The 22927-nt window shown below is 37.0% G+C and carries 22 protein-coding genes; 14 read left to right on the forward strand and 8 right to left on the reverse strand.

Annotation, left to right across the window (positions count from 1 at the left end; all coding sequences use genetic code 11):
• A partial coding sequence (locus M983_RS12520) for a prepilin peptidase (protein WP_210433247.1) occupies positions 1 to 448 on the forward strand: 448 nt, incomplete at its 5' end.
• A 179-nt stretch (positions 449 to 627) separates the two neighbouring features.
• On the opposite strand, the gene M983_RS12525 is transcribed toward M983_RS12520, so the two are convergent.
• Both M983_RS12525 and M983_RS12530 read right to left on the reverse strand, forming a co-directional pair.
• Positions 628 to 1296 carry a DsbA family protein gene (locus M983_RS12525; protein ID WP_066751382.1) on the reverse strand — a complete coding sequence of 223 codons (669 nt, stop codon included), beginning with the start codon at positions 1294 to 1296 and terminating at the stop codon, positions 628 to 630.
• Complete coding sequence (locus M983_RS12530; protein WP_066751384.1) at positions 1284 to 2156, reverse strand: MBL fold metallo-hydrolase; 873 nt, start codon at positions 2154 to 2156, stop codon at positions 1284 to 1286. The genes M983_RS12525 and M983_RS12530 overlap by 13 nt, the downstream gene beginning before the upstream one ends.
• Positions 2157 to 2261: 105 nt before the next feature.
• Here M983_RS12530 and M983_RS12535 point away from each other — a divergent pair, with 105 nt between their 5' ends.
• Positions 2262 to 3182, forward strand: a complete 921-nt coding sequence (locus tag M983_RS12535) for a LysR family transcriptional regulator (protein WP_066751386.1) — start codon at positions 2262 to 2264, stop codon at positions 3180 to 3182.
• Here the strand turns inward: M983_RS12535 and M983_RS12540 are convergent.
• Positions 3159 to 4085: a LysR family transcriptional regulator gene (locus tag M983_RS12540; protein ID WP_066751388.1), complete on the reverse strand. Its 927-nt coding sequence runs from the start codon at positions 4083 to 4085 to the stop codon at positions 3159 to 3161. The genes M983_RS12535 and M983_RS12540 overlap by 24 nt on opposite strands.
• A gap of 112 nt (positions 4086 to 4197) precedes the next feature.
• On the opposite strand from M983_RS12540, the gene lysA reads away from it, so the two are divergent.
• Positions 4198 to 5436 (forward strand): diaminopimelate decarboxylase, encoded by a 1239-nt coding sequence (lysA, locus tag M983_RS12545; protein WP_066751390.1) that lies wholly within the window; start codon positions 4198 to 4200, stop codon positions 5434 to 5436.
• 118 nt (positions 5437 to 5554) lie between these two features.
• Here lysA and fadE read toward each other — a convergent pair whose 3' ends face one another.
• The gene (gene fadE, locus M983_RS12550; protein ID WP_066751394.1) at positions 5555 to 8002 is read right to left on the reverse strand and encodes an acyl-CoA dehydrogenase FadE; all 2448 of its coding nucleotides are present in this window, start codon (positions 8000 to 8002) and stop codon (positions 5555 to 5557) included.
• A gap of 236 nt (positions 8003 to 8238) precedes the next feature.
• On the opposite strand from fadE, the gene lpcA reads away from it, so the two are divergent.
• Positions 8239 to 8817: a D-sedoheptulose 7-phosphate isomerase gene (gene lpcA, locus M983_RS12555; RefSeq protein ID WP_066751397.1), complete on the forward strand. Its 579-nt coding sequence runs from the start codon at positions 8239 to 8241 to the stop codon at positions 8815 to 8817.
• A 55-nt stretch (positions 8818 to 8872) separates the two neighbouring features.
• Positions 8873 to 9640 (forward strand): class II glutamine amidotransferase, encoded by a 768-nt coding sequence (locus M983_RS12560; protein WP_066751400.1) that lies wholly within the window; start codon positions 8873 to 8875, stop codon positions 9638 to 9640.
• On the opposite strand, the gene M983_RS12565 is transcribed toward M983_RS12560, so the two are convergent.
• On the reverse strand, positions 9611 to 10354 hold the full coding sequence (locus M983_RS12565) for a L,D-transpeptidase family protein (RefSeq protein ID WP_066751470.1): 744 nt from the start codon (positions 10352 to 10354) through the stop codon (positions 9611 to 9613). The genes M983_RS12560 and M983_RS12565 overlap by 30 nt on opposite strands.
• A 415-nt stretch (positions 10355 to 10769) precedes the next feature.
• On the opposite strand from M983_RS12565, the gene M983_RS12570 reads away from it, so the two are divergent.
• The 8 genes from M983_RS12570 to nqrM all read left to right on the forward strand — a co-directional run bounded on the left by M983_RS12570 (position 10770) and on the right by nqrM (position 17946).
• On the forward strand, positions 10770 to 12110 hold the full coding sequence (locus tag M983_RS12570; protein WP_066751404.1) for a Na(+)-translocating NADH-quinone reductase subunit A: 1341 nt from the start codon (positions 10770 to 10772) through the stop codon (positions 12108 to 12110).
• 3 nt (positions 12111 to 12113) lie between these two features.
• Positions 12114 to 13352, forward strand: a complete 1239-nt coding sequence (locus tag M983_RS12575; RefSeq protein ID WP_066751407.1) for an NADH:ubiquinone reductase (Na(+)-transporting) subunit B — start codon at positions 12114 to 12116, stop codon at positions 13350 to 13352.
• Positions 13339 to 14130: a Na(+)-translocating NADH-quinone reductase subunit C gene (locus M983_RS12580; RefSeq protein WP_066751410.1), complete on the forward strand. Its 792-nt coding sequence runs from the start codon at positions 13339 to 13341 to the stop codon at positions 14128 to 14130. The genes M983_RS12575 and M983_RS12580 overlap by 14 nt, the downstream gene beginning before the upstream one ends.
• Positions 14123 to 14752, forward strand: a complete 630-nt coding sequence (locus M983_RS12585) for an NADH:ubiquinone reductase (Na(+)-transporting) subunit D (protein ID WP_066751413.1) — start codon at positions 14123 to 14125, stop codon at positions 14750 to 14752. The genes M983_RS12580 and M983_RS12585 overlap by 8 nt, the downstream gene beginning before the upstream one ends.
• A 5-nt stretch (positions 14753 to 14757) precedes the next feature.
• Positions 14758 to 15354, forward strand: coding sequence for an NADH:ubiquinone reductase (Na(+)-transporting) subunit E (nqrE, locus tag M983_RS12590; protein WP_066751415.1), 597 nt, complete (start codon positions 14758 to 14760; stop codon positions 15352 to 15354).
• A gap of 16 nt (positions 15355 to 15370) precedes the next feature.
• Positions 15371 to 16597 (forward strand): NADH:ubiquinone reductase (Na(+)-transporting) subunit F, encoded by a 1227-nt coding sequence (gene nqrF / locus M983_RS12595; protein WP_066751419.1) that lies wholly within the window; start codon positions 15371 to 15373, stop codon positions 16595 to 16597.
• A 79-nt stretch (positions 16598 to 16676) separates the two neighbouring features.
• Positions 16677 to 17699, forward strand: a complete 1023-nt coding sequence (locus M983_RS12600; protein WP_066751422.1) for an FAD:protein FMN transferase — start codon at positions 16677 to 16679, stop codon at positions 17697 to 17699.
• A gap of 19 nt (positions 17700 to 17718) precedes the next feature.
• Complete coding sequence (gene nqrM / locus M983_RS12605; protein WP_066751425.1) at positions 17719 to 17946, forward strand: (Na+)-NQR maturation NqrM; 228 nt, start codon at positions 17719 to 17721, stop codon at positions 17944 to 17946.
• A 170-nt stretch (positions 17947 to 18116) separates the two neighbouring features.
• Here the strand turns inward: nqrM and M983_RS12610 are convergent, their stop codons facing one another.
• Together M983_RS12610 and M983_RS12615 are read right to left on the reverse strand one after the other, a co-directional pair.
• Entirely contained in the window at positions 18117 to 18329 is a 213-nt protein-coding gene (locus tag M983_RS12610) for a CsbD family protein (protein WP_066751428.1), read from the reverse strand.
• A gap of 96 nt (positions 18330 to 18425) precedes the next feature.
• Positions 18426 to 19295, reverse strand: coding sequence for a glycerophosphodiester phosphodiesterase family protein (locus M983_RS12615; protein ID WP_066751430.1), 870 nt, complete (start codon positions 19293 to 19295; stop codon positions 18426 to 18428).
• Positions 19296 to 19527: 232 nt separating this feature from the next.
• Here M983_RS12615 and dinB point away from each other — a divergent pair, with 232 nt between their 5' ends.
• Positions 19528 to 20583 carry a DNA polymerase IV gene (dinB, locus tag M983_RS12620; RefSeq protein ID WP_066751431.1) on the forward strand — a complete coding sequence of 352 codons (1056 nt, stop codon included), beginning with the start codon at positions 19528 to 19530 and terminating at the stop codon, positions 20581 to 20583.
• Positions 20584 to 20666: 83 nt separating this feature from the next.
• Here the strand turns inward: dinB and M983_RS12625 are convergent, their stop codons facing one another.
• Positions 20667 to 22829: a TonB-dependent siderophore receptor gene (locus M983_RS12625; RefSeq protein ID WP_066751433.1), complete on the reverse strand. Its 2163-nt coding sequence runs from the start codon at positions 22827 to 22829 to the stop codon at positions 20667 to 20669.
• Positions 22830 to 22927: the final 98 nt, after the last annotated feature.

The following is a 22927-nucleotide window of genomic DNA, read 5'->3' on the forward strand; positions in this document are numbered from 1 at the left end:
TTTTTTATTACTTGCGATGTTTGATACTGATTATTTTCTCTTACCCGATAATATGACTTTTGGCTTATTATCCTTAGGATTTATCCTCAATAGCACTCCTTATCAAATAGTAACTTTAGAAAATGTCTTTAATGGTTTTTTATTGGGTGTAGGGCTATTTTATAGCATTTATTTATTAGGTTACTTTCTTTATCAAGAATGTATTTTAGGATTTGGTGATATTAAATTAATTGGTGCAATTACTGCATGGTGTGGGGTGGATTTATTGCTTTACATTCTCTTACTAAGCTCTTTGTTAGGTATTGTGATTTATATTGGTACCTATATAAAAACCAAAGAACACGTAAATAAAATTGCATTTGGATCTTGTCTTTCTTTCTCTACATTAATCATATTAGGAAATAAAATTACACTTAAATCAACGCTTTTATTTTTAAATCTCTACTAAAACTCAATAAAAAGAAAAGGTGATATAAGTAAAAGAAAAAAGATGTACAGAAATTTACCTGCACATCTTATTAAATTAATTTATTAAAAGTCGATATAAGTAACATAGCTCTATTAAAATGGTATATTTAACACAGTGCTAATAATCGATAAATAGCACTGTGATTGAGATTAATTGACTTAAAGTGCTTCTTTAATAAATTGTCGCCAACCGTTTTCATCACCTATATATTTTTCGATAGGAATTAAATGATAAGTCTGATTTTCTTCAATAAATAATGTAGGAAAGCCTCGCCCATTGACTTGGCTCATCAGTTGCTGAGTTTGTTGTAAATGCTGAGCAACTTGTGTTTCATTAACTTGCTTAAATAAAGAAGAAAACAATGTGATATCAAAACCTAATTTATGTGCGATAAACAGTAACATTTGTTTATCACTAATATTTAAACCATCTTGATAATAGGCAATTTGTAGAGCCTTTAATAATTCTACACCGCGGTTTTCTAATTCTTCAGCGACAATAATGGCGGATATGGGTAAAAGAGAATTTAATGTCATCTCTGTATTACCTAAGTTTTCTTGATATTGTCGGCTAAATAGTTGTCCTGATAATTGGCTAATGCGCTCATCAATTGGAGTCACATGATCTTTCCATAATTGCCCACCCGTTACGGTTCTTGCAGGTGTAAAAAGTCCACCACCATGTAACTTTATTGGACAAGAAGAATCATGATTCACAATATCAATTAACGGCGCAATACCATAACACCAGCCACAAAGGGGATCATATACATAATGTAATGTTTTTTGATCATGGGTATTTGTGGGATTACGTGTTATTGAGGCCACTGCATTTCTCCTTTTAATACTTTTGCACTAAGTTCTAAGCTCGATTTATCTGCTAGATTTGGATAGCTTTTTTCCATAGCAGTAATAAATTCTGCTGAGTTTTTAGTTTCAGCGAGTTTTGTCTCTGCATTTTTAAGATAATTCAATGTAAAATCAATTGATTGCATATCATAATTAGTAGTTGGTAAATAATGACCAGGGATCACTTTCTTAGGTGATAAGGTTTTCATTTGCTCTAGTGCATTAACCCAATGTTGACGATCAGCCTTTGACTGTGTATCTGCTAGCCAAACATGAATATTCTCAGAAAGCAAGACGCCACCCATCACTGCATTTAATTTAGGAACATATAAATATGTTCTATCAGGTGATTGACTATCTAGGCCTTTAATATAGATTTTTTCACCTTCGATTGAGAAACTATTACCCTCTACGGCTTGTGGTATGACAATCTTTTTAGGGGCATTTTCTTTAAGAGTCGGGCCCCAATAAGCCAACTTTCCTGCTTGGGTTTCATTAATGGCTTTAATTGTGGGTGCAGAAGCAATAACTTTGGCATTAGGAAATGCTGCTGTAATGGTATCTAATCCAAAATAAAAGTCAGGATCAGAATGGCTGATATAGATATATTTTAAGTTTTTGCCCGATGCTTTTATTTTATCGACTAATACTTGTGCATCATTCTTTTGAAATTGAGCATCAATTAAAATAGCATCTTTGTCGCCATAAATAATTTCAGAAGAAACTGGAAATACGCTTGCTTCACCAGGATTATAAATATCTAGGGTTAAATCAGTCGCCATAGCGGATGATACGAATAAGGCGGATGTTGCAAGTGCTAAAGGAAGTAATTTTTTCATCTTTTGTTTTCTCCATAATGTTGTTGCTGTCTATAATAGGTTGCATAAAACAAGAGAAAAACCCTATTTTAGTTAACGCATTGTTGCATATATCGAGCATATACTATGGATAAAATCAAAGCATCAGAGGTTTTTGTCACTATTGTTAAACAAGGCAGTATGATAAAAGCTGCAGATTATCTGAATATGTCTAGGGCAATGGTAACGCGTTATTTGCTTGAAATGGAAGAATGGGCGGGTGTTCGTTTATTACATAGAACAACAAGACAACAAAGTTTAACATCAGTTGGTGAGCGAGTTTATCAGCAAAGTTTAGAATTACTAGAATTAGCAGAAAGCATACCCGCTAGTACGCCTAAAGAGCGACATCAAATTAGTGGTCTTGTTCGTATTACCAGTTCACAATCATTAGCGAATAGTATTTTATCCGTTGCGATATCAGAATTTATGCAACAATATCCACTGATCGCGGTGGATTTACAAATCACCAATCAAACCGTTAATCTTATTGAAGAACGTATTGATATTGCATTACGTATTACTAATCATCTTGAACCCAATCTTATCGCCCGCTCTTTAGCTACCTGTATTTCTGTTGTCTGTGCAAGCAAAGATTATTTAGAAAAAGAAGGGATACCACAAAGCCCAGACGAATTAGTTCATCATCAATGTCTCACATATCGCTTTTTTGGTCGTAGTTTGTGGGAGTTTATTCAAGGTGATGAACATTATTCAGTGCCTGTTGGCGGTAATTTAAGTGCAAATGAATCTGTGGTTTTACTTCAAGCAACACTTAAAGGTATGGGAATTTCATTACAGCCTTATTATTCTGTAAAACCCTATCTTGAGAATAATGAATTAATACAACTTCTCACTCATTATCAGGCAAAACCAATGGGTATCTATGCGGTGTTAGCAAGTCGGCAAAATATGCCTGTTGCAGTACGCACATTGCTGGATTTTCTTGTTGAGTGGTTTGCATCTTCATCTTATTGGTCGGCTTTATCGGGTGAAAGCTTGCGTTAATTGCTCAGGATAATTAGCCAGAGAATGTTTCATTGTCTCAATAAAATAGGTGACTAATTGTGATGATGGGCGATGAGACGGCGTAATTAAACTGATTGTAAAAGGAATAGTAAAACTTAAAGGGCGAATACATATCGCTTTGTCTTTATAATCTAGCGCAGTGATAGGGTTCACAATTGAAATACCAATACCTTCACTCACCATTGCACAAATAGATGCCGCACTTTGTGTTTCCATCACTAATTGTCGTGAAATACCTTCTTTGATAAAAAGCGCATCAATAAGTTGTCGATAACTATCATTTGCAGACAAGCTAATAAACCGCATATTTTGAAAATCATGAGGGTATAATTGTGTTTTTGCACTTAATGGATGCGATTTAGGTAAAATAGCCACTTCGTTAAGCGTAAGTAACGTTTCTTGCTTTGTTCCTGCTGGCGTTTGCGGGTGTTCTGTTAAGCCTAAATCATAATGTTGCGCTGATAACCATTCTTCTAACAAAGGCGACTCTTGAGGCACTATTGTTAAATTAACATCAGAATATTGATTAAGAAACTGTCGGCAAATTGCGGGTAGTAATGATTGAGCAAAAGCAGGTAAACAAGTGATATTTAATTCAGCTTGATGAAAATGGCGAATATTTTGAGCAGTATTAATGATTCTTTCTAGTCCGTAATAAGAACGGCGAACTTCTTCAAAAAAACGTAAACCTTCAGCTGTAGGTTGAAGCCTGCCTTTTATTCTATCAAATAGTTTAAATGCTAATAAATATTCAAGACGAGATAGCTCGCGGCTTACCGTCGGTTGTGATGTTTTAAGAATTTCAGCCGCTTGAGTTAAATTTTGAGTGGTCATGACGGCTTGAAAAATCTCAATATGTCGCCAACTGATCGGTATATCCATATATTATTCCTATATCAAAAATGAATAGACTATAGCGTATTTGATATTTTTATTCCCTAAAAAGTTAATGAATAATGTGGTTATTCACTAATTATCTTTATGAGTAAAAATCATGCCAACGTCTCTAAATACAGTTCAATGCCAGTTAGCTCAAACTTATGGAACGCCTTTATGGATTTATCAAGGTGATACTATTTTAGAGCGGATCAATCAATTGAAAGCGTTTGATGTTGTACGTTTTGCTCAAAAAGCGTCTTCTAATATTCATATTTTGCGATTAATGAAAGAGCAAGGTGTAAAAGTTGATTCTGTTTCTTTAGGCGAAATAGAACGCGCACTTGTTGCTGGCTATGAAGGTGGACGAGAAAATAGTGAAATTGTGTTTACTGCGGATTTATTGGATGAAAAAACAATAGAACGCGTTGTTGAGCTCGATATTCCTGTTAATGCGGGTTCTATTGATATGCTTCGTCAATTGGGTGAGCGTAATCAAGGGCATGCAGTGTGGATTAGAGTTAATCCTGGATTTGGACATGGTCATAGCCAAAAAACCAATACAGGAGGTGAAAACAGTAAACATGGTATTTGGCATGCAGATGTACCAGAAGCGCTTGAGGTGATACGCCAGTATAATTTACATTTAGTCGGTTTTCATATGCATATTGGCTCAGGTGTTGATTATCAACACTTATCAACAGTTTGTGATGCAATGGTTGAGCAAGTATTGGCATCAAATATTGATATTCATGCTATTTCAGCGGGTGGGGGATTATCAACCCCTTATCAGTCTGGTGATGTAGTGGTTAATTTAGAGCATTATTTTTCGTTATGGGATAACGCTCGTCAACGCATTGCTGAGCATTTAGGGCATGATATTACGCTTGAGATTGAACCGGGTCGTTTTTTAATGGCTGAATCTGGTGTTCTGGTTTCACAAGTTAGAGCCGTTAAATCCATGGGAAATCGGCATTATGTGCTGGTGGATGCTGGATTTAGTGATTTGATGCGTCCTGCAATGTATGGCAGTCATCATCAAATTTCAATTTTAGATAAAACAGGCAAATTAAGAACGGATGCTTTAGAAGAGACGATTGTAGCAGGACCGCTTTGTGAGTCTGGTGATGTTTTTACTCAACAAGAAGGTGGCATGGTTGCTCCACGATTATTACCAAAAACTCAAGTGGGGGATTATATCATTATTCATGATACGGGTGCTTATGGCGCGTCGATGTCTTCAAACTATAATAGTCGACCTCTTATTCCTGAAGTGCTATTAACCGGCGAACACGCTCAATTAATTAGAAGACGCCAAACTATCGATGAATTATTAGCTTTGGAATTAGATCTTTAATTGTTCTCTACTTAAATAAATTTTTATTATTTATTAATAGTAAAACACCTCATTACATTTTGCTTTCTTGTAATGAGGTGTTTGTTGTTTTAGATATCATCATTCATATTAAAAAGAACTAAGCAGCTTTGTCCCTTTTAATACTGCTCGTTGTCGGCTTTTTTGCAGGTACCGCCAATGCATCAAAGTCAAACTCATCAACATTAATACTGCGTAAACGGTTTTTTTCTGCTTTATACAGAATGTCGGCCTCTTCTTGAGTGACTCGTTTATCTGCTAGTGCTTTATCCGCCAATTTATCAAGCTGAGTAAAACTAAATTTCTTCTCATAGAGGCGACAAATGCGGTCAAAAATAGGCTCAGCAGCTAAAATATCATGCAATGCTTCTTCCATTAAACCATGTGGATTATGTTCACTTGGTGTTAAGAATTGACCTCTACCAAGACGATCACGCGTTTCAGAAGGTTGTTGAAGAATTTGAGCAACTTTATGATCCAGTTTATCTGATGGTAGTTTTTGTGATTTACCAAATGGAAAAATAATAACGCGCATTAATCCTGCAATGAAACGACTTGGAAAATTGCGTAATAGCTCGTTTATCGCGTTTTCAGCTTGGTAAAGACTTTCTCTGACGCTCCAATCAACTAAAGGTAAATCTGCTGTTTTACGGCCTTCGTCTTCATAGCGTTTTAGTGCTGCTGATGCGAGGAAGATATGACTTAAAATATCACCTAATCGTGCTGAGATGCGTTCTTTACGTTTTAAGCTTCCACCTAAAACACCCATGGCGACATCAGATAATAGCGCCATATTGGCACTTAAACGGTTAATTTGTTGATAGTAACGGCGAGTTTCATCATGAGTAGGGGCTGAGCTAAAGCGCCCATTCGTCATACCTAACCAAAAACTACGTAATGTATTACTTGCAACATGTCCTAAGTGACCAAATAAAGCCTGATCAAAATCATGTAAGTTATTATCTCTTGCCGCAGCTATTTCATCTAATACGAAAGGATGACAGCGTATTGCGCCTTGGCCATAAATAATCATGCTACGCGTAAGAATATTGGCACCTTCAACCGTGATTGCAATTGGTGAGCCTTGATAAGCACGAGCCACAAAATTTGAAGGACCAAGACAAATGCCTTTACCGCCAACAATATCCATTGCATCAATAATTCCACGCTGTGCCCTATGTGTGCAGTGATATTTTACGATAGCAGAGAGAACGGCGGGTTTTTCTCCCAGCATAATACCTGTTGTGATTAATGTCGCCGCTGCATCAAGTAAATAAGCATTACCAGCAAGGCGAGCTAATGGCTCTTCAATACCTTCCATTTTGCCAATAGGGATTTTAAATTGACGGCGAATACGGGAATAGGCACCTGTTGCCATTGCGGCACTTTTTAATCCACCTGTTGAGTTTGAAGGCAAGGTAATACCACGACCAACAGAGAGGCATTCCACAAGCATTCTCCAGCCTTGTCCTGCCATTTTTGGACCACCAATAATATAATCGATAGGTACAAAAACATCTTTACCACGAGTTGGGCCATTCATAAAAGGGACGTTTAAAGGGAAGTGGCGATGACCAATTTCAACACCTTCAACGTCTGTTGGGATTAATGCACAGGTAATACCTGGATTTTCGTTTTCACCTAAAAGATGTTCAGGATCACGCAGTTTAAATGCAAGTCCTAATACAGTTGCGACAGGGGCTAGGGTTATATAGCGTTTATTCCATGTTAAACGAATACCCAGTACTTGTTCACCTTGCCATTCTCCCATACATACAATACCGCTATCAGGTATAGCCCCAGCATCAGAACCTGCTTCAGGACTAGTTAATGCAAAGCAAGGTATTTCATCGCCTTTAGCTAACCCAGGTAAATAACGTTTTTTCTGCTCATCAGTACCATAATGTTGCAATAATTCCCCAGGACCTAATGAGTTAGGAACACCGACTGTTATTGCAAGAATACCTGATACACCCGCTAATTTTTGCAATACGCGAGATTGTGCATAAGCCGAAAACTCTAATCCGCCATATTCTTTTTTAATAATCATGGCAAAGAAACGATTGTCTTTTAGGTATTGCCAAATTTCAGGTGGTAGATCGGCTAATTCATGTGTGATTTCAAAGTCATTAGTCATACGACAAACTTCTTCTACTGGGCCATCAAGAAAAGCTTGTTCTTCTGCGGTGAGTTGTGGTTTTGGATAATTATGTAATTGTTTCCAATCTGGTGCTCCACGAAATAATTCGCCTTCCCACCATGTTGTTCCTGCATCAATGGCTTCTTGTTCTGTTTTCGACATTGAGGGCATGACTTTTTTAAAAGCTTTAAGTGCAGGTGCTGAGATGTAAGCTTTACGTATTGAGGTAATCGCTAATGGTAATAAAATAATAGCGACAGGCAATAATAGCCAGTAACTCCACAAATTAACGAGTCCCATAACAAAAGTATAGGCAATAAGAATAAGGCTACTTACCGCAATACTAAATTTGCGATACGTGAGTACACCAATAAGTACTAAAAAAAGCACAATACTGAGTAGGGTCATAATAAAACTCCTGTATTTTGCAAGATGTCAGAGGTCAGACCTGTTGTTTGTTATTTAGATCTAATGCAGTTACCAAGTTTTATCAATCTATTTACATTCTAATTACAATGTAGCTCACAAATTACACTCAAATGAGATAAGTTACTATTTGTAGGTACAGGGTATCTTCTTTCATCCTGAGTAATCCGTTACACTGAGTAAAGACAGTTCGATTACCTTTTTGGAGTGAATATCCTATGTACCAAGATCTTATCCGTGGTGAATTAACAGAAGCTTCAGATACACTTACTCGCTTCCTTCAAGACGATGCCAATATTGAAGCTATTCAACGCGCAGCTGTATTATTAGCCGACTCATTTAAAGCGGGTGGTAAAGTATTATCTTGTGGTAATGGTGGCTCTCATTGCGATGCAATGCATTTTGCTGAAGAGCTAACAGGGCGTTACCGTGAAAACCGCCCTGGTTATCCTGCAATTGCTATCTCTGATGTCAGTCATATTTCTTGTGTAGGTAATGACTTTGGTTATGAGTACATTTTTTCACGTTATGTGGAAGCGGTAGGAAGAGAAGGTGATGTATTACTTGGTATTTCCACATCAGGCAATTCTGGCAATATTATTAAAGCTATAGCAGCCGCTCGTGAAAAAGGCATGAAAGTCATCACGCTTACAGGTAAAGATGGCGGTAAAATGGCAGGAACGGCAGATATTGAAATCAGAGTACCTCATTTTGGTTATGCAGATCGAATTCAAGAAATTCATATTAAAGTTATCCATATTCTTATCCAATTAATTGAGAAAGAAATGGAAAAATAATTTGCTGTTGATATTGTTATAGTTAGTAACAAATACTCGCAAGAAGGAGTGGGCGATGTGTGAATTGTTAGGCATGAGTGCCAATGTACCGACAGATATCAATTTCAGTCTAAGTGGGCTAATTCCTCGAGGTGGTAAAACAGGGCCTCATAAAGATGGTTGGGGTATTACCTTCTATGAAGGATTAGGCTGTCGTACATTTAAAGATCCTCAAGCCAGTGCTGTATCACCTGTCGCTCGCTTTGTTCAAGAATACCCGATTAAATCAGAAGCGGTGATTGCCCATATTCGTCAAGCAAATCGCGGTAACGTTTCTCTTGAAAATACCCATCCATTTACCCGTGAATTATGGGGTAGAAATTGGACATATGCCCATAATGGCCAACTTAAAGGCTATCAATCTCTTGATTCTGGCCGTTTTAGGCCTATTGGACAAACTGATAGCGAAAAAGCCTTCTGCTGGATTTTAAATCAGCTTGAAAATCGGTATAAACGCACACCCGCAAATTGGCCTGCTGTTTTTCGTTTTATTGCTATTTTAGCCACGCAATTAAGGCAAAAAGGTGTATTCAATATGCTGTTATCCGATGGTCGATTTGTAATGGCATTTTGCTCAACAAATTTACACTGGATAACTCGTAAAGCCCCATTCGGTAAAGCCAAACTACTTGATCAAGACGTTGAAATTGACTTTCAGCAACACACTCAAGCCGGTGATGTAGTTTCTGTTATTGCGACATTACCTTTAACAGGGAACGAATCATGGCAACGTATTCCATCGGGTGAGTTTATCTTATTTGATAGAGGCATACGTATTTTGTAACCATTTATTTTCAGTATTAGGCAGTGAGTTAATTGCGGGTATATCTCTCACTAAATAACGTCCACGCTCGACTGTAACTAAAGGAATTTTGTTATTTTCCTCAACATATTGATAGGCTGGTTTTAGTTGTTGCCAAAAATCGATATCAGATGAATATTGATGTTTTGCCATGTTTTCAGCCGTCATTTTAAATGGAAAAATATGAATATTTATGGCTTGTTGACCATTTTTTAGTGCAAGCTCTGCAAATTGATAAATTTCATCCATAATCTCATCTGTCATTGCGTAACAACCCACTGATTTACAAGCTCCATGTATCATCAAAAAGTCGCCAGTATATCCTTTTGATTTATCATATTGATTAGGAAAACCAAGATTAATAGCTCGATAAAATCGACTATTCGGATTTAATTGCATATTATTAACCTGATAAAAGCCTTCAGGGCTTTTTAAATCTCCTTGAAATTTTTTGGGGCCTAAGCCTCCAGAATAGCTACAAATAGGGTAACTACGTACTTTTTGCAACAAACCATCTGATTTTTCTGTATATAGCTCAAGTAGATTCTCTTCTTTAAATATTTGGATATAAATAGGTTGACCAGAAATTTTCTGAGGTTGATTAATAAGAAGTTTTAAATTGTTTTCAGCGTTAACAAATAGGGTGATTAATGCTAATGTTAAAAAAGTGATTAATTGTTTTGCGTGATTGGTCATGGTTTTATCAGAAAAATGGCCTAAAATTTGTTGATAAAGTAATGAGTAGATTGCAATCAAGCAATCATTTTGTAAATTAAAATATTATATAAATCCTTTTAATTTACAAACCATTTTGTATGAATATTAATCGTTTGTCGAGATTTATGATGTGTTTACTCGGTTTATTCGAGTTATTGACGATCCAGCTAAAATAATAATCTTATTTGCTTGAGCTAAATCACTCGAATTGTCAGACAGGTTTTAACTGAGATGATAAAATTCAAGTCGGCAGAATAAGAGAAAATAGTAACAATTATCGGAGATAAAGAACTTAAAACAAAAAAGTGTTTTAAGGCGTTTTTATTACAGAGTCGCTACATTTTCGGGGTGAATTTGTAGCTTAGGGTTTAACTGATAAACTTGTGCAAATCTTATGATTAAAATTAAAAAAGGACTCGACCTCCCAATTGCAGGAGCGCCTGCCCAAGTGATAGAAGACGGACCCACTATTCAACACGTCGCATTATTAGGTGAAGAATATGTTGGTATGCGTCCTTCTATGATGGTTTCGGAAGGTGAGCATGTTAAGAAAGGACAGGCTCTTTTTGAAGATAAAAAGAATCCTGGCGTTATTTTCACAAGTCCTGCTTGTGGCAAAGTTGTTGAAATTAATCGTGGTGAGCGTCGTATATTTCAATCGATAGTTATCGAAATTGAGGGTGACCAAGAAATAACATTTGAACGTTATGATAGCGCATCTCTTGGTGATTTAACGCGTGAACAAGTCCAAGCTAATCTTGTAAACTCAGGTTTATGGACAGCGTTAAGAACCCGACCTTATAGTCGAACACCGCAATTAGATACTGTACCGAATGCAATTTTTGTCACTGCAATGGATACTAATCCATTAGCGGCTGATGCTTCTGTCATTATTGAACAAAATGAAAAAGCTTTTAATGATGGCTTGATTGTTTTATCAAAATTAACAGAAGGTAAAGTGTATGTTTGTCATGGCGAAAAATCACCGTCTAAATTAAATGATGGACAAATTAGTTATAACCAATTTAGTGGTCCACATCCTGCGGGGCTTGTGGGGACTCATATTCACTTTTTAGAGCCTGTAAGTGCTCGTAAAATGGTTTGGCATCTTAATTATCAGGATGTGATTGCCATTGGATATTTGTTTACAACAGGTTCTTTGTATACAAAACGTGTGGTGTCATTAGCTGGCCCACAAGTAAAATTACCTCGTTTAGTGCGTACCCGTTTAGGTGCAGATCTGTATGAGTTAACAAAAGACCAATTAATTGATGATGATAATCGCATTATTTCAGGCTCTGTATTATGGGGATGGAAATGTGATGATGCACATCACTATTTAGGTCGTTTTCATAATCAAGTATCTGTTTTACGCGAAGGTCGTGATAAAGAGCTATTTGGCTGGGGTATGCCTGGTAGTAATAAATTTTCTATTACGAGAACAACGATTGGTCATTTCTTAAAAAAGAAACGTTTTGCATTTACAACCACAATGAATGGCGGTGAACGTTCTATGGTACCAATTGGTAACTATGAGCGTGTGATGCCATTAGACATAATGGCAACACATTTATTACGTGACTTATTGGTTGGCGATACTGACAGCTCTCAGGCATTGGGTTGTTTAGAATTAGACGAAGAAGATTTGGGATTATGTACTTATGTTTGTCCTAGCAAATATGAGTATGCCCCAGCACTGCGTCAAGTATTGACCAAAATTGAGCAGGAAGGGTAATTCATGGGGTTGAAAAATTTATTTGAGAAAGTAGAACACCATTTTGAGCCCGGTGGTAAGTTGGCTAAATGGTATGTACTTTATGAGGCTGTTTCTACGGTTTTTTATACGCCGGGAACAGTAACGCGTAATGGTGCGCATGTTCGAGATACCATTGACCTAAAACGGATGATGATCCTTGTTTGGTTATCTGTTTTTCCTGCAATGTTTTGGGGAATGTATAATGTTGGTCAGCAAGCTATTCCTGCATTAAATCAACTGTATAGTGGTGCTGAACTTCAGCAAATTATTGCCTCCGATTGGCATTATCGTCTTGCTGAATTTTTAGGTGCATCATTAAGTGCTGATGCGGGTTGGGCAAGTAAGATGCTACTTGGTGCAACTTATTTCCTTCCTATTTATTTAGTTGTTTTTCTTGTAGGTGGATTCTGGGAAGTTCTGTTTGCCTTTATTCGTGGACATGAAATTAACGAAGGTTTCTTTGTTACTTCTATTTTATTCGCCTTAATTGTGCCACCAACACTACCTTTATGGCAGGCCGCATTAGGAATAACGTTTGGTGTTGTTATTGCGAAAGAGGTTTTTGGCGGTACAGGACGTAACTTCTTAAACCCAGCATTAGCAGGGCGTGCATTCTTATTTTTTGCTTACCCAGCACAAATCTCTGGTGATATTGTGTGGACAGCGGCTGATGGTTTTTCTGGCGCAACGCCATTATCACAATGGTCTATTTCAGGTGAAAATGCATTATTGAATAATGTGACTCATCAACCTATTACGTGGATGGATGCCTTTTTAGGAAACATTCCGGGTTCTATTGGTGAAGTTTCTACACTGATGATCCTTATTGGTGGGGCTGTTATTCTATTTGCTCGCATTGCCTCATTGCGTATTGTTGCTGGTGTGCTTATCGGCATGATAGCAATGTCATATCTGTTTAACTTTATTGGTTCTGATACAAATCCTCTCTTCTCTATGCCTTGGTACTGGCACCTTGTTTTAGGGGGTTTTGCTTTTGGTATGATGTTTATGGCAACAGACCCCGTATCAGCTTCATTCACAGATAAAGGTAAATGGGCTTATGGTATTTTGATTGGTGTGATGTGTGTTCTTATCCGTGTTGCCAATCCGGCTTACCCAGAAGGAATGATGCTAGCAATCTTATTTGCCAATTTATTCGCACCATTGTTTGACTATTTGGTTGTTCAGGCAAATATAAAGCGGAGAAATGCTCGTGGCTAAAGAAAAAAACAGAGATAGCGTTGGAAGAACGTTCCTCGTTGTCTTTATTCTGTGTCTTGTCTGTTCTGTTGTTGTAGCAGGCTCTGCGGTAGGGCTTAAATCTAAGCAAGAAGAGCAAAAGCTACTTGATAAACAACGTAATATTCTTGATGTTGCTGGTTTACTTGTTCCTAAAATGACGGCTAGTGAAGTTTTAAAAGTCTATGACTCCCGAATTAAAGCCAAAATAGTGAACTTTAAAACGGGCGAGCTAACAGATAGCAATGGCGATTTCAATTTAAATAACGAACTGCGCAACGAAGAAACATCTATTGCTTTATCACCAGAAGAAGATATCGCAAAAATTCGTCGTCGTGCTAATAGTGCAGAAATTTATCTTGTGCTTGATGAACAAGGTAAAACAACAGAAATAGTGCTTCCTGTTTACGGCTCTGGCTTATGGTCTGTCATGTATGCTTTCGTTGCTATTGATATTGATGGTGTGACATCTAAAGGTATCACTTATTATTCACATGGCGAAACGCCAGGATTAGGTGGCGAAGTCGATAATCCACAGTGGAAAGCACAGTGGAAAGGTAAACGTCTCCTCAATGAGGAAGGCTTACCTGCGATTAAAGTCGTTCGCGGTGGCGCAACGGATAGCCCTTATGGGATTGATGGCCTCTCTGGCGCGACATTAACATCAAATGGTATACAGCATATGTTCGATTTCTGGTTAGGTAATAACGGTTTCGGTCCATTCCTGAAAAAGGTGCGTGAAGGAGAATTAAATGGCTGATACAAAAGAAATTAAACGCGTTTTACTAGGACCGTTGTTAGATAACAACCCGATTGCGTTACAGGTATTAGGGGTTTGTTCTGCGTTAGCGGTAACAACTAAACTTGAAACAGCATTAGTAATGACAATTGCTGTTACATTAGTCACTGCATTTTCAAACTTCTTTATTTCACTTATTCGCAATTATATTCCCGGTAGCGTACGTATTATTGTACAAATGGCGATTATAGCTTCGCTTGTTATTGTTGTTGACCAAATTTTGCAAGCCTATGCTTACGAAATTTCAAAACAACTTTCGGTCTTTGTGGGTCTTATCATTACTAACTGTATTGTAATGGGACGAGCAGAAGCCTATGCAATGAAAGCGCCTCCAATTGAAAGCTTTATGGATGGTATTGGTAATGGTTTAGGATACGGTGTTATCTTGATCCTAGTTGGATTTTTACGTGAACTTTTTGGTTCTGGCAAATTATTCGGCATTACTGTGATGGAATCCATCCAAAATGGAGGATGGTATCAACCTAACGGTTTATTCCTGTTAGCACCTAGCGCGTTCTTTATTATTGGCTTGCTGATTTGGGGATTACGTACATTGAAACCTGCACAGGTTGAAGAGGACTAATCACCATGGAACATTATATAAGCTTATTTGTCCGCGCTGTTTTTATTGAGAATATGGCTCTCGCATTCTTTTTAGGGATGTGTACGTTCTTAGCGGTTTCTAAAAATGTTAAAACAGCATTTGGATTAGGTATCGCTGTTACGGTTGTACTTGGACTTTCTGTCCCTCTCAATAACTTAGTTTATAACTATGTGTTACGTGATAATGCATTAATGGAAGGTGTTAATTTAAGTTTCTTAAACTTTATTACTTTCATCGGGGTTATTGCCGCACTGGTTCAAATTTTAGAGATGATATTAGACCGTTATTTTCCTTCGTTATATAACGCGTTAGGGATCTTCTTGCCTCTTATTACTGTTAACTGCGCAATTTTCGGTGGGGTGTCATTTATGGCACAACGTGACTATAACTTTAGTGAATCTATTGTTTATGGTTTCGGTTCTGGCATCGGTTGGATGCTTGCTATCGTATTGATGGCTTCCATTCGTGAAAAAATGAAATACGCAGATGTGCCAGCAGGTCTGAAGGGATTAGGGGTTACTTTTGTCACCACAGGATTGATGGCATTAGGTTTTATGTCCTTCTCTGGTGTTCAGCTATAAAGGGTGAGAAGAACTCATGGATATAATTATTCTAGGTGTTGTGATGTTTACCCTGATTGTATTGGTACTTACCGCATTGATTTTGTTTGCAAAATCTAAGCTGGTCAATACAGGGGATATTGAAGTTGAAGTTAACGGTGATCCTGAAAAAAGTTTCCATGCACCAGCAGGCGATAAATTATTAAACGTTTTATCTAATGAAGGTATTTTTATCTCTTCTGCATGTGGTGGTGGTGGTTCTTGTGGCCAATGTCGCGTAAAAGTGCTTGAAGGCGGTGGCGATATTCTTCCTACTGAACTTTCGCATATCAACAAGCGTGAGGCAAAAGAAGGTTGTCGATTAGCGTGCCAGGTAAACGTTAAAAATGATTTAAAATTGGAATTACCAGAAGAGATCTTTGGTATTAAAAAATGGGAATGTGAAGTTATCTCTAATGATAACAAAGCAACCTTTATCAAAGAACTTGTCTTAAAAATTCCAGAAGGCGAGGTTGTGCCTTTCCGCGCTGGTGGATTTATTCAAATTGAATGTCCACCACATACTGTTCGTTATGAAGATTTTGATGTTCCTGAAGAGTACCGTGAGGATTGGGATAAATTTAATCTATTCCGCTATGTTTCAGAAGTAAAAGAAACCACAGTACGTGCCTACTCAATGGCGAACTATCCTGAAGAACACGGCATTATCATGTTGAACGTGCGTATTGCAACACCGCCACCACGTAATCCTGATGTGCCACCTGGTATCATGTCATCTTATATTTGGTCATTAAAACCAGGTGATAAAGTGACTATTTCAGGACCATTTGGTGAATTCTTTGCAAAAGAAACAGATGCAGAGATGATCTTTATTGGTGGTGGTGCAGGTATGGCACCAATGCGTTCACATATTTTTGATCAATTAAAACGCTTACATTCTAAACGTAAAATTAGCTTCTGGTATGGTGCGCGTTCTGTTCGTGAAATGTTCTACACTGAAGATTTCGATATGTTAGCGAAAGAAAACGAAAACTTTACGTGGAATGTTGCATTATCTGATGCATTACCTGAAGATAATTGGACTGGTTACACCGGTTTTATTCACAATGTGTTGTATGAAAACTATCTAAAAGATCATCCAGCGCCAGAAGATTGTGAATTCTATATGTGTGGTCCACCCGTCATGAATGCCGCTGTAATTAAGATGCTTAAAGATCTTGGCGTTGAAGATGAAAATATTATGCTTGATGATTTTGGTGGCTGATTTATTAGTTTGCTAATAACAAAGCAGTAAAATGACAAGCGCCCACAATCGTGGGCGCTCATGTTAAGAAGAGAGAGTTATGCTAAAAAGAAAGATAATGAATTGGGTTATGATGCTCTGTGCACTATTTTTATTGTCTGCATGTGGTGAAAAGCAGCAAGTATTAAATGGTGAAACAATGGGAACATATTATTCGATTAAATATGTACCTGATAGCCATTCTCCTTCACAAGAGGTATTACAAAAAGAAATTGATCGTATTCTAGAAGAAGTTAACGATCAGATGTCAACGTATCGCCCTCAATCTGAATTAAGTCTTTTTAATCAAAGCCGTGAAATCAACAAGCCTTTTCCTGTTTCAGCAGCAACTGCGAAAGTTGTAAGCGAATCAATTCGTATTAATAAAATGACGCAAGGATCTTTAGATGTCACTGTAGGGCCTTTAGTTAACTTATGGGGCTTTGGTCCTGAAGGGCGTTTTACCCATCAACCATCAGCTGATGAATTGGAAAAGCGTAGACAATGGATTGGTATTGATTATCTTGAAGTTCAAGGTAATGCATTAATTAAAAAAATACCAGAGCTCTATGTTGATCTGTCATCAATTGCGAAAGGGTATGGTGTTGATGCTGTTGCTGAATATTTAATTTCTCAACATATTACTAATTATATGGTTGATATTGGTGGAGAGGTTAGAACTCAGGGCGTAAATGGTAAAGATAAACCATGGCGTATTGCTATTGAGAAACCCGCGAATGATGGTACAAACCAAAGTGTACAACTTATTATCGAACCTGGTGATAATTCAATAGCGACTTCTGGTGATTACCGTAATTACTTTGAAGAAGAGGGTATTCGTTACTCTCACACGATTGATCCAACAACAGGTCGCCCTATAAAGCATAATCTGGCTTCTATTACCGTTATTGTACCAACATGTATGAGTGCTGATGGAATCTCTACAGGACTTAATGTGTTAGGGCCTGAAAAAGGCTTACAAGTCGCAAATGAATTAAATATTCCTGTTTTTATGATAGTCAAAACTGAAAATGGATTTGAAGAGCGTTATAGTAAGGCATTCGCTCCATTCTTGAAAAAGTAGCATTTAAGGAGATGAGGTTATGCTAAAAATATTTCTATTTGCCTTCATCTTATTCTTATTAGCCTTCTTTGGAATGGCTTTAGGATATATTGTAAAACGTAAAAGTATTCAAGGTAGCTGTGGTGGATTAGGTGCCATGGGGATTGAAAAAGAATGTGATTGTCCTGAACCCTGTGATGCACGTAAAAAACGAATGGCAAAAGATGCAGCTCGTGAAGAGATGTTGAAAAAAAACCGTATTATTTAAATACCCTGGGTTGAGTGAGAATATTAACAAAACATCCCAGTTTTCAATACTCTTGACATTATAAAAATTAAGCTAAAAAAAGAGTGGCATATTTATATGCCACTCTTTTTTACTTTAAAGGCGAATTTATCGCTAAAACGATTAAGAAGAAAAAACGTTATTTATTTTGATTATTTCCATGGATAAGGATTTTCACCTTCCCATTTCACGACTTCTTTTTCTGCTTCTTCGTAAGAGTAATCGTAATGCTCTTGAAGTTTACCAATAAGTTGTTCTCGAGTACCTTCAATAACATCAAGTTCATTTTGGGTGATTTTTCCCCATTTTTCTTTTACTTTCCCTTTAAATAAATTCCAGTCACCCGCTATTTTATTATTTACCATACTTTTCGCCTTATTGATTTCTACTAAACGATATCACTAAGTGTAGAAGAAAATAGGCTAAAGGTAAAAATAGTGAAATATTAAGATTAAGGTTTACTATTTTTTAAAGCTTTTCATTTTCTCTGGTGAATCAACCATAACAGCATCAGCACCTAGTTCTGCCGCTTTAAGATAATCCTTTTCGCTATTTATACCGAAAAGAACGATATGCGCATTACCACCAGCACGGAAACAAGACATAGCATCTTTATCCCAACTAAGCACAGATGTTGAGCGAGCTTCTCCTAATGTATATTTCTCCACTACTTCGACTTTGCGATTCAGTTCAAGCCCATACCAACGCATAATATCTAGGTTTTCAGGTAATAGGCAGATATGGCTCATTGTGATATTTGCAAGAATATCGCGAGTGACGTCTCTGCTTTCAAAACGTTGAACATTATCGGGTAGTGCATCAAGAAATGCAGTATTTGTTGAATAAACGCGAGTTCTTTCAAGGGCATTAAGCTTGTCTAATACAGACGCTAAAGCTTTACCTTGTAAAGCAGGGTCTGCATCAGGAGATTTTAAATCAAGATAAAATTGTGTGGTTGGAAATTGTGTTAAAACAGCTTCTAAGGTTGGAATAGTCACACCTTTATTACGATAAGGAAATTGTTGTTTTTCACCATATTTATAGCCAGCATCCCACTGTTTAAGTTGTTCTGCTGTAAAGCTAGATATAGCACCTTGCCCATTAGTTAGGCTTTTTAAATCACTAGGACGATAAAGAACAGGAACATTATCTTTTGATAATTGAATCGTTATCCAAATAGCATCTGATTGATTATTCAGTGCTTTTTTAATTGCAATAACAGTATTTTCAGGGGCATCTGCAGTGCCACCTCGGTGAGCAATAATTTTAGGAGAAGCCATGATAAGTGCTGAGTAAAAAATGAAAGATAAGGTGATAAATAGTTTGACCATGAAGTTATATTTCCTTGTTTTATAAATAGTTATTGATAATAACCAAAACAAATATAAAGCTATTTAAAACAAAAAATAATCTATCATTTCTTTATGACATTTCTATAAATAAACAAACATATTTAGAAAATTATGTAAAAATTCCTCAATATAGTGAGATTCAATAACCTCGACATTGAAATTAGAAATAATTAACTGTATATTTAAACAGTAAATTAAATGGGGGAATTGTATGCGTAAAATTATTCATATCGATATGGATTGTTTTTATGCTGCGATTGAAATGCGCGATAATCCAGCACTAAAAGATTTGCCAATTGCCGTTGGTGGAAAAGCCTCTAGTAGAGGCGTTATCTGTACTGCGAATTATCCTGCGCGTCGTTTTGGTGTGCGTAGTGCTATGTCTACAGCGACTGCATTAAAATTATGCCCTCATTTAAAAGTATTACCAGGTAGAATGGCATTATATAAAGAAACATCAGCTAAAATTCGCCAAATTTTTCTCGATTATACCTCACTTATTGAGCCTCTTTCTCTTGATGAAGCATATCTTGATGTTTCAGAAAGTCAGCATTGCTATGGTTCAGCCACACTGATAGCACAAGAAATTCGCCAACGTATTTTTGATGAGCTTAATCTCACCGCTTCTGCGGGTATTGCTCCGATTAAATTTTTAGCCAAAATTGCCTCTGATATGAATAAACCTAATGGGCAATATGTGATAACGCCAGAGAAAATGGATGATTTTATTATTACATTACCGCTAAAAAAAATTCCAGGAGTAGGCAAAGTGACATCTACACGATTACAAGAAATGGGATTAGAAACCTGTGCAGATATTCGTCGTACTGATGTAATGACTTTAGTTAAAGCACTGGGAAAATTTGGTCAAAATTTATGGGAGCGCAGTCATGGTATTGATGAGCGAGAAATTAATCCTGATAGATTAAGAAAATCAGTAGGTGTAGAGAGAACACTCGCACAAGATATTCATTCGTGGGATGAATGCCTTATGTTACTTGATGGATTATATGATGAATTGCAAAAGCGATTAATTAAAGTAAAACCCGATTTAAGGATCGCAAGACAAGGTATCAAACTTAAATTTAATGATTTTCAATCCACAACACAAGAGCATACTCATCCTATTTTAGAAAAAAACGATCTACTGAATATCGCTTATCAAGCATGGCATGAACGCCGTAATGGTCGTGGAGTAAGATTAGTAGGGTTTCATGTCACGTTACAAGATCCCCAAATTGAGCGCCAGCTTCTTCTCGCTTTTTAATGGTGTCATAATAATAAAAAAGCCATAGTAAAAGAGAAATAAATGACTATGGCTTTACTTTGATGTTTAATAAAAGATATTGATTACCAACGATAATTGACAGTCGCAGTCATGGTTCTACCAATACCATAGAAGCAAGCAGAATCACCAGCACAAGACGCAACATAGTGCTTATTCGCGATATTATTCATATTAAGTTGAATCTCAGCACCTTTTAACGATGGTGATAATTCACCTAATGAATAACCTAGCATTGCATCATAAAGAGTAACAGAAGGTACACTGAAGGTATTTGTAGTATCACCTTGAGAAACACCTATATATCTCACACCAAATCCAGCTTTTGCCCCATTAAATAATCCTGATGTTTCATCATATTGTCCCCAGAATGACGCCATATGTTTAGGAACTCGTGGCAACTCTTTGCCTTGTGTATCTTTTGCAATTGTTTTTCTTACTTCAGTATCTGTGTATGCATAGCTTGTAATAAATGAAATATTCTCAGTAAGTTGGCTATTTACTTGTGCCTCAAAACCGCGGCTACGAACTTCACCAACAGGCTCAAAATAGCCTTTTTCTGCATTGTAGTTAGTAACATTACGTTGTTGTAATTGATAAACCGAAAGGGTAGCCAGAGTTTGTTTATTTGGTGTTAAGTATTTAACTCCCGTTTCTAATTGGCGACCTTCACTAGGATCAAATGGTGCTGTACCTGGGGCTCTACGTGTTTGTAAATTAGGCTCAAATGAAGTGCTGTAAGTAATATAAGGTGAAATACCATTATCGAAGGCATATAAAAGACCGGCACGACCTGTGAGTTTATTATCATCTTGCTGAACTCGGGTATTCGCTATGAAATCATGAGTGCGTACTTGAGTCCAATCTTGGCGTAATCCCGCAAGCAAGATCCAATTTTGCCATTGAAGTTGATCTTGTAGATAAACACCAATTTGATCGTATTTTTGTAATTGATCTGTTGCTGGTGTTTGTAAGCTCATATCTATGGGATAATGATAATTAGGATTACGCCAATCTAAATCATATTGTGAACCCATATCTCGCCATAGGTTGTCTTGTTCTTTACTCCATTGATAATCAAGACCTGCTATCAACGTATGGTCGATTTTTGCTGTTGCAAAATCAGCTTGTAAGCGAGTATCAATGCCTAATGTATCTGTTTCACGTCGCTCGCGTTGCGCTCTACGCTCTAAAATATAAGGGTTATCTTTTCTTAACGAGCCAAAAACAAGATATTTATATTTTTGTTTAATATGACTATAGCGTGCATTTTGTACGATTTTTAATGAGTCATTAAACTCATGTTCGAATTCATACCCTATACCATATTGTTGACGCCATGACTGATGGTAATCAGGATTGCTGACATTAAAATCAAAAGGAATTGTGCCTTCTGGTGTTTTTTTTACTGTGCCGTAAGCAGGAAGAAAATTTCGATAACCGGCTTGTGGATCTTGTTGTATAAAACTTAATAATGTTAAGCGTGTTTGCTCATTAGGTAAAAAAGTAATGGAAGGGGCAAGTGCAAACCGTTCTTCTTTATAATCTTTTATCTGTGTATGTTGTGTTTTTGCTAAACCATTAAGGCGATAAAGAATACGATTATCTTCAGAAAGAGGCCCACCAAAGTCAAAGACAGTTTCAGCTAATCTATCGTTTCCTGCGCGTACTTGAATATGATGAATAGGTGTTGATGTTGGTCTTTTACTCGTCATGGCAACTAAACCACCAGGATTAAGCTGACCATATAATACAGAGGCAGGACCTCTTATTAATTCAACGCGTTCTAATAACCAAGGATCAAGCGCCCCTGTTGATGATGAAGCGCCCATGCCATAACTCAATCCATCAAGAAAACGAGGGGCATAACTGTAACCTCGAATAAACACTTCATCATTACGATTTGAACTACCACGATATTCAGTAAAAACACCCGGTGTATAACGTAGAGCTTGTGATACTGAACTGACATCTTGGGCATCCATTTGATCACGCGTGATCACACTAATAGATTGTGGTGTTTTATCAATATCAGCATCTGTTTTATTAGTAGAAAGTGTTCTTGTAGCAACAAAACCTGAAATTGGTGCTTGAGGATCTTGTGTTGGAGAAGCAGTAACGATGATTTTATCTGGGATATTTTGATTAATAGCTGCGTGTATTTGAGTAGAGAGCAAGCTTAATGGCAAAGCAAATAAAGCGTGAATAGCATAATTTTTGTTAGACACAATTCTTCCCTTTAATTCTTATATTTTTAACATTAAATGCGGTAGCGATGAAAATATCACTCAATATAAATTAATGCTAATGATAATTATTATTAATA

It is taken from the genome of Proteus myxofaciens ATCC 19692 (genome assembly GCF_001654855.1).
GTDB classification, from domain to species: Bacteria; Pseudomonadota; Gammaproteobacteria; order Enterobacterales; family Enterobacteriaceae; genus Proteus; species Proteus myxofaciens.

Excerpts from the sequence above, each read along its gene's own strand:
- M983_RS12530 (WP_066751384.1), bottom strand. The coding sequence starts at position 2,156 with ATGAAAAAATTACTTCCTTTAGCACTTGCAACATCCGCCTTATTCGTA.
- M983_RS12535 (WP_066751386.1), top strand. The coding sequence starts at position 2,262 with ATGGATAAAATCAAAGCATCAGAGGTTTTTGTCACTATTGTTAAACAA.
- M983_RS12540 (WP_066751388.1), bottom strand. The coding sequence starts at position 4,085 with ATGGATATACCGATCAGTTGGCGACATATTGAGATTTTTCAAGCCGTC.
- lysA (WP_066751390.1), top strand. The coding sequence starts at position 4,198 with ATGCCAACGTCTCTAAATACAGTTCAATGCCAGTTAGCTCAAACTTAT.
- fadE (WP_066751394.1), bottom strand. The coding sequence starts at position 8,002 with ATGACCCTACTCAGTATTGTGCTTTTTTTAGTACTTATTGGTGTACTC.
- lpcA (WP_066751397.1), top strand. The coding sequence starts at position 8,239 with ATGTACCAAGATCTTATCCGTGGTGAATTAACAGAAGCTTCAGATACA.
- M983_RS12560 (WP_066751400.1), top strand. The coding sequence starts at position 8,873 with ATGTGTGAATTGTTAGGCATGAGTGCCAATGTACCGACAGATATCAAT.
- M983_RS12565 (WP_066751470.1), bottom strand. The coding sequence starts at position 10,354 with ATGACCAATCACGCAAAACAATTAATCACTTTTTTAACATTAGCATTA.
- M983_RS12570 (WP_066751404.1), top strand. The coding sequence starts at position 10,770 with ATGATTAAAATTAAAAAAGGACTCGACCTCCCAATTGCAGGAGCGCCT.
- M983_RS12575 (WP_066751407.1), top strand. The coding sequence starts at position 12,114 with ATGGGGTTGAAAAATTTATTTGAGAAAGTAGAACACCATTTTGAGCCC.
- M983_RS12580 (WP_066751410.1), top strand. The coding sequence starts at position 13,339 with ATGCTCGTGGCTAAAGAAAAAAACAGAGATAGCGTTGGAAGAACGTTC.
- M983_RS12585 (WP_066751413.1), top strand. The coding sequence starts at position 14,123 with ATGGCTGATACAAAAGAAATTAAACGCGTTTTACTAGGACCGTTGTTA.
- nqrE (WP_066751415.1), top strand. The coding sequence starts at position 14,758 with ATGGAACATTATATAAGCTTATTTGTCCGCGCTGTTTTTATTGAGAAT.
- nqrF (WP_066751419.1), top strand. The coding sequence starts at position 15,371 with ATGGATATAATTATTCTAGGTGTTGTGATGTTTACCCTGATTGTATTG.
- M983_RS12600 (WP_066751422.1), top strand. The coding sequence starts at position 16,677 with ATGCTAAAAAGAAAGATAATGAATTGGGTTATGATGCTCTGTGCACTA.
- nqrM (WP_066751425.1), top strand. The coding sequence starts at position 17,719 with ATGCTAAAAATATTTCTATTTGCCTTCATCTTATTCTTATTAGCCTTC.
- M983_RS12610 (WP_066751428.1), bottom strand. The coding sequence starts at position 18,329 with ATGGTAAATAATAAAATAGCGGGTGACTGGAATTTATTTAAAGGGAAA.
- M983_RS12615 (WP_066751430.1), bottom strand. The coding sequence starts at position 19,295 with ATGGTCAAACTATTTATCACCTTATCTTTCATTTTTTACTCAGCACTT.
- dinB (WP_066751431.1), top strand. The coding sequence starts at position 19,528 with ATGCGTAAAATTATTCATATCGATATGGATTGTTTTTATGCTGCGATT.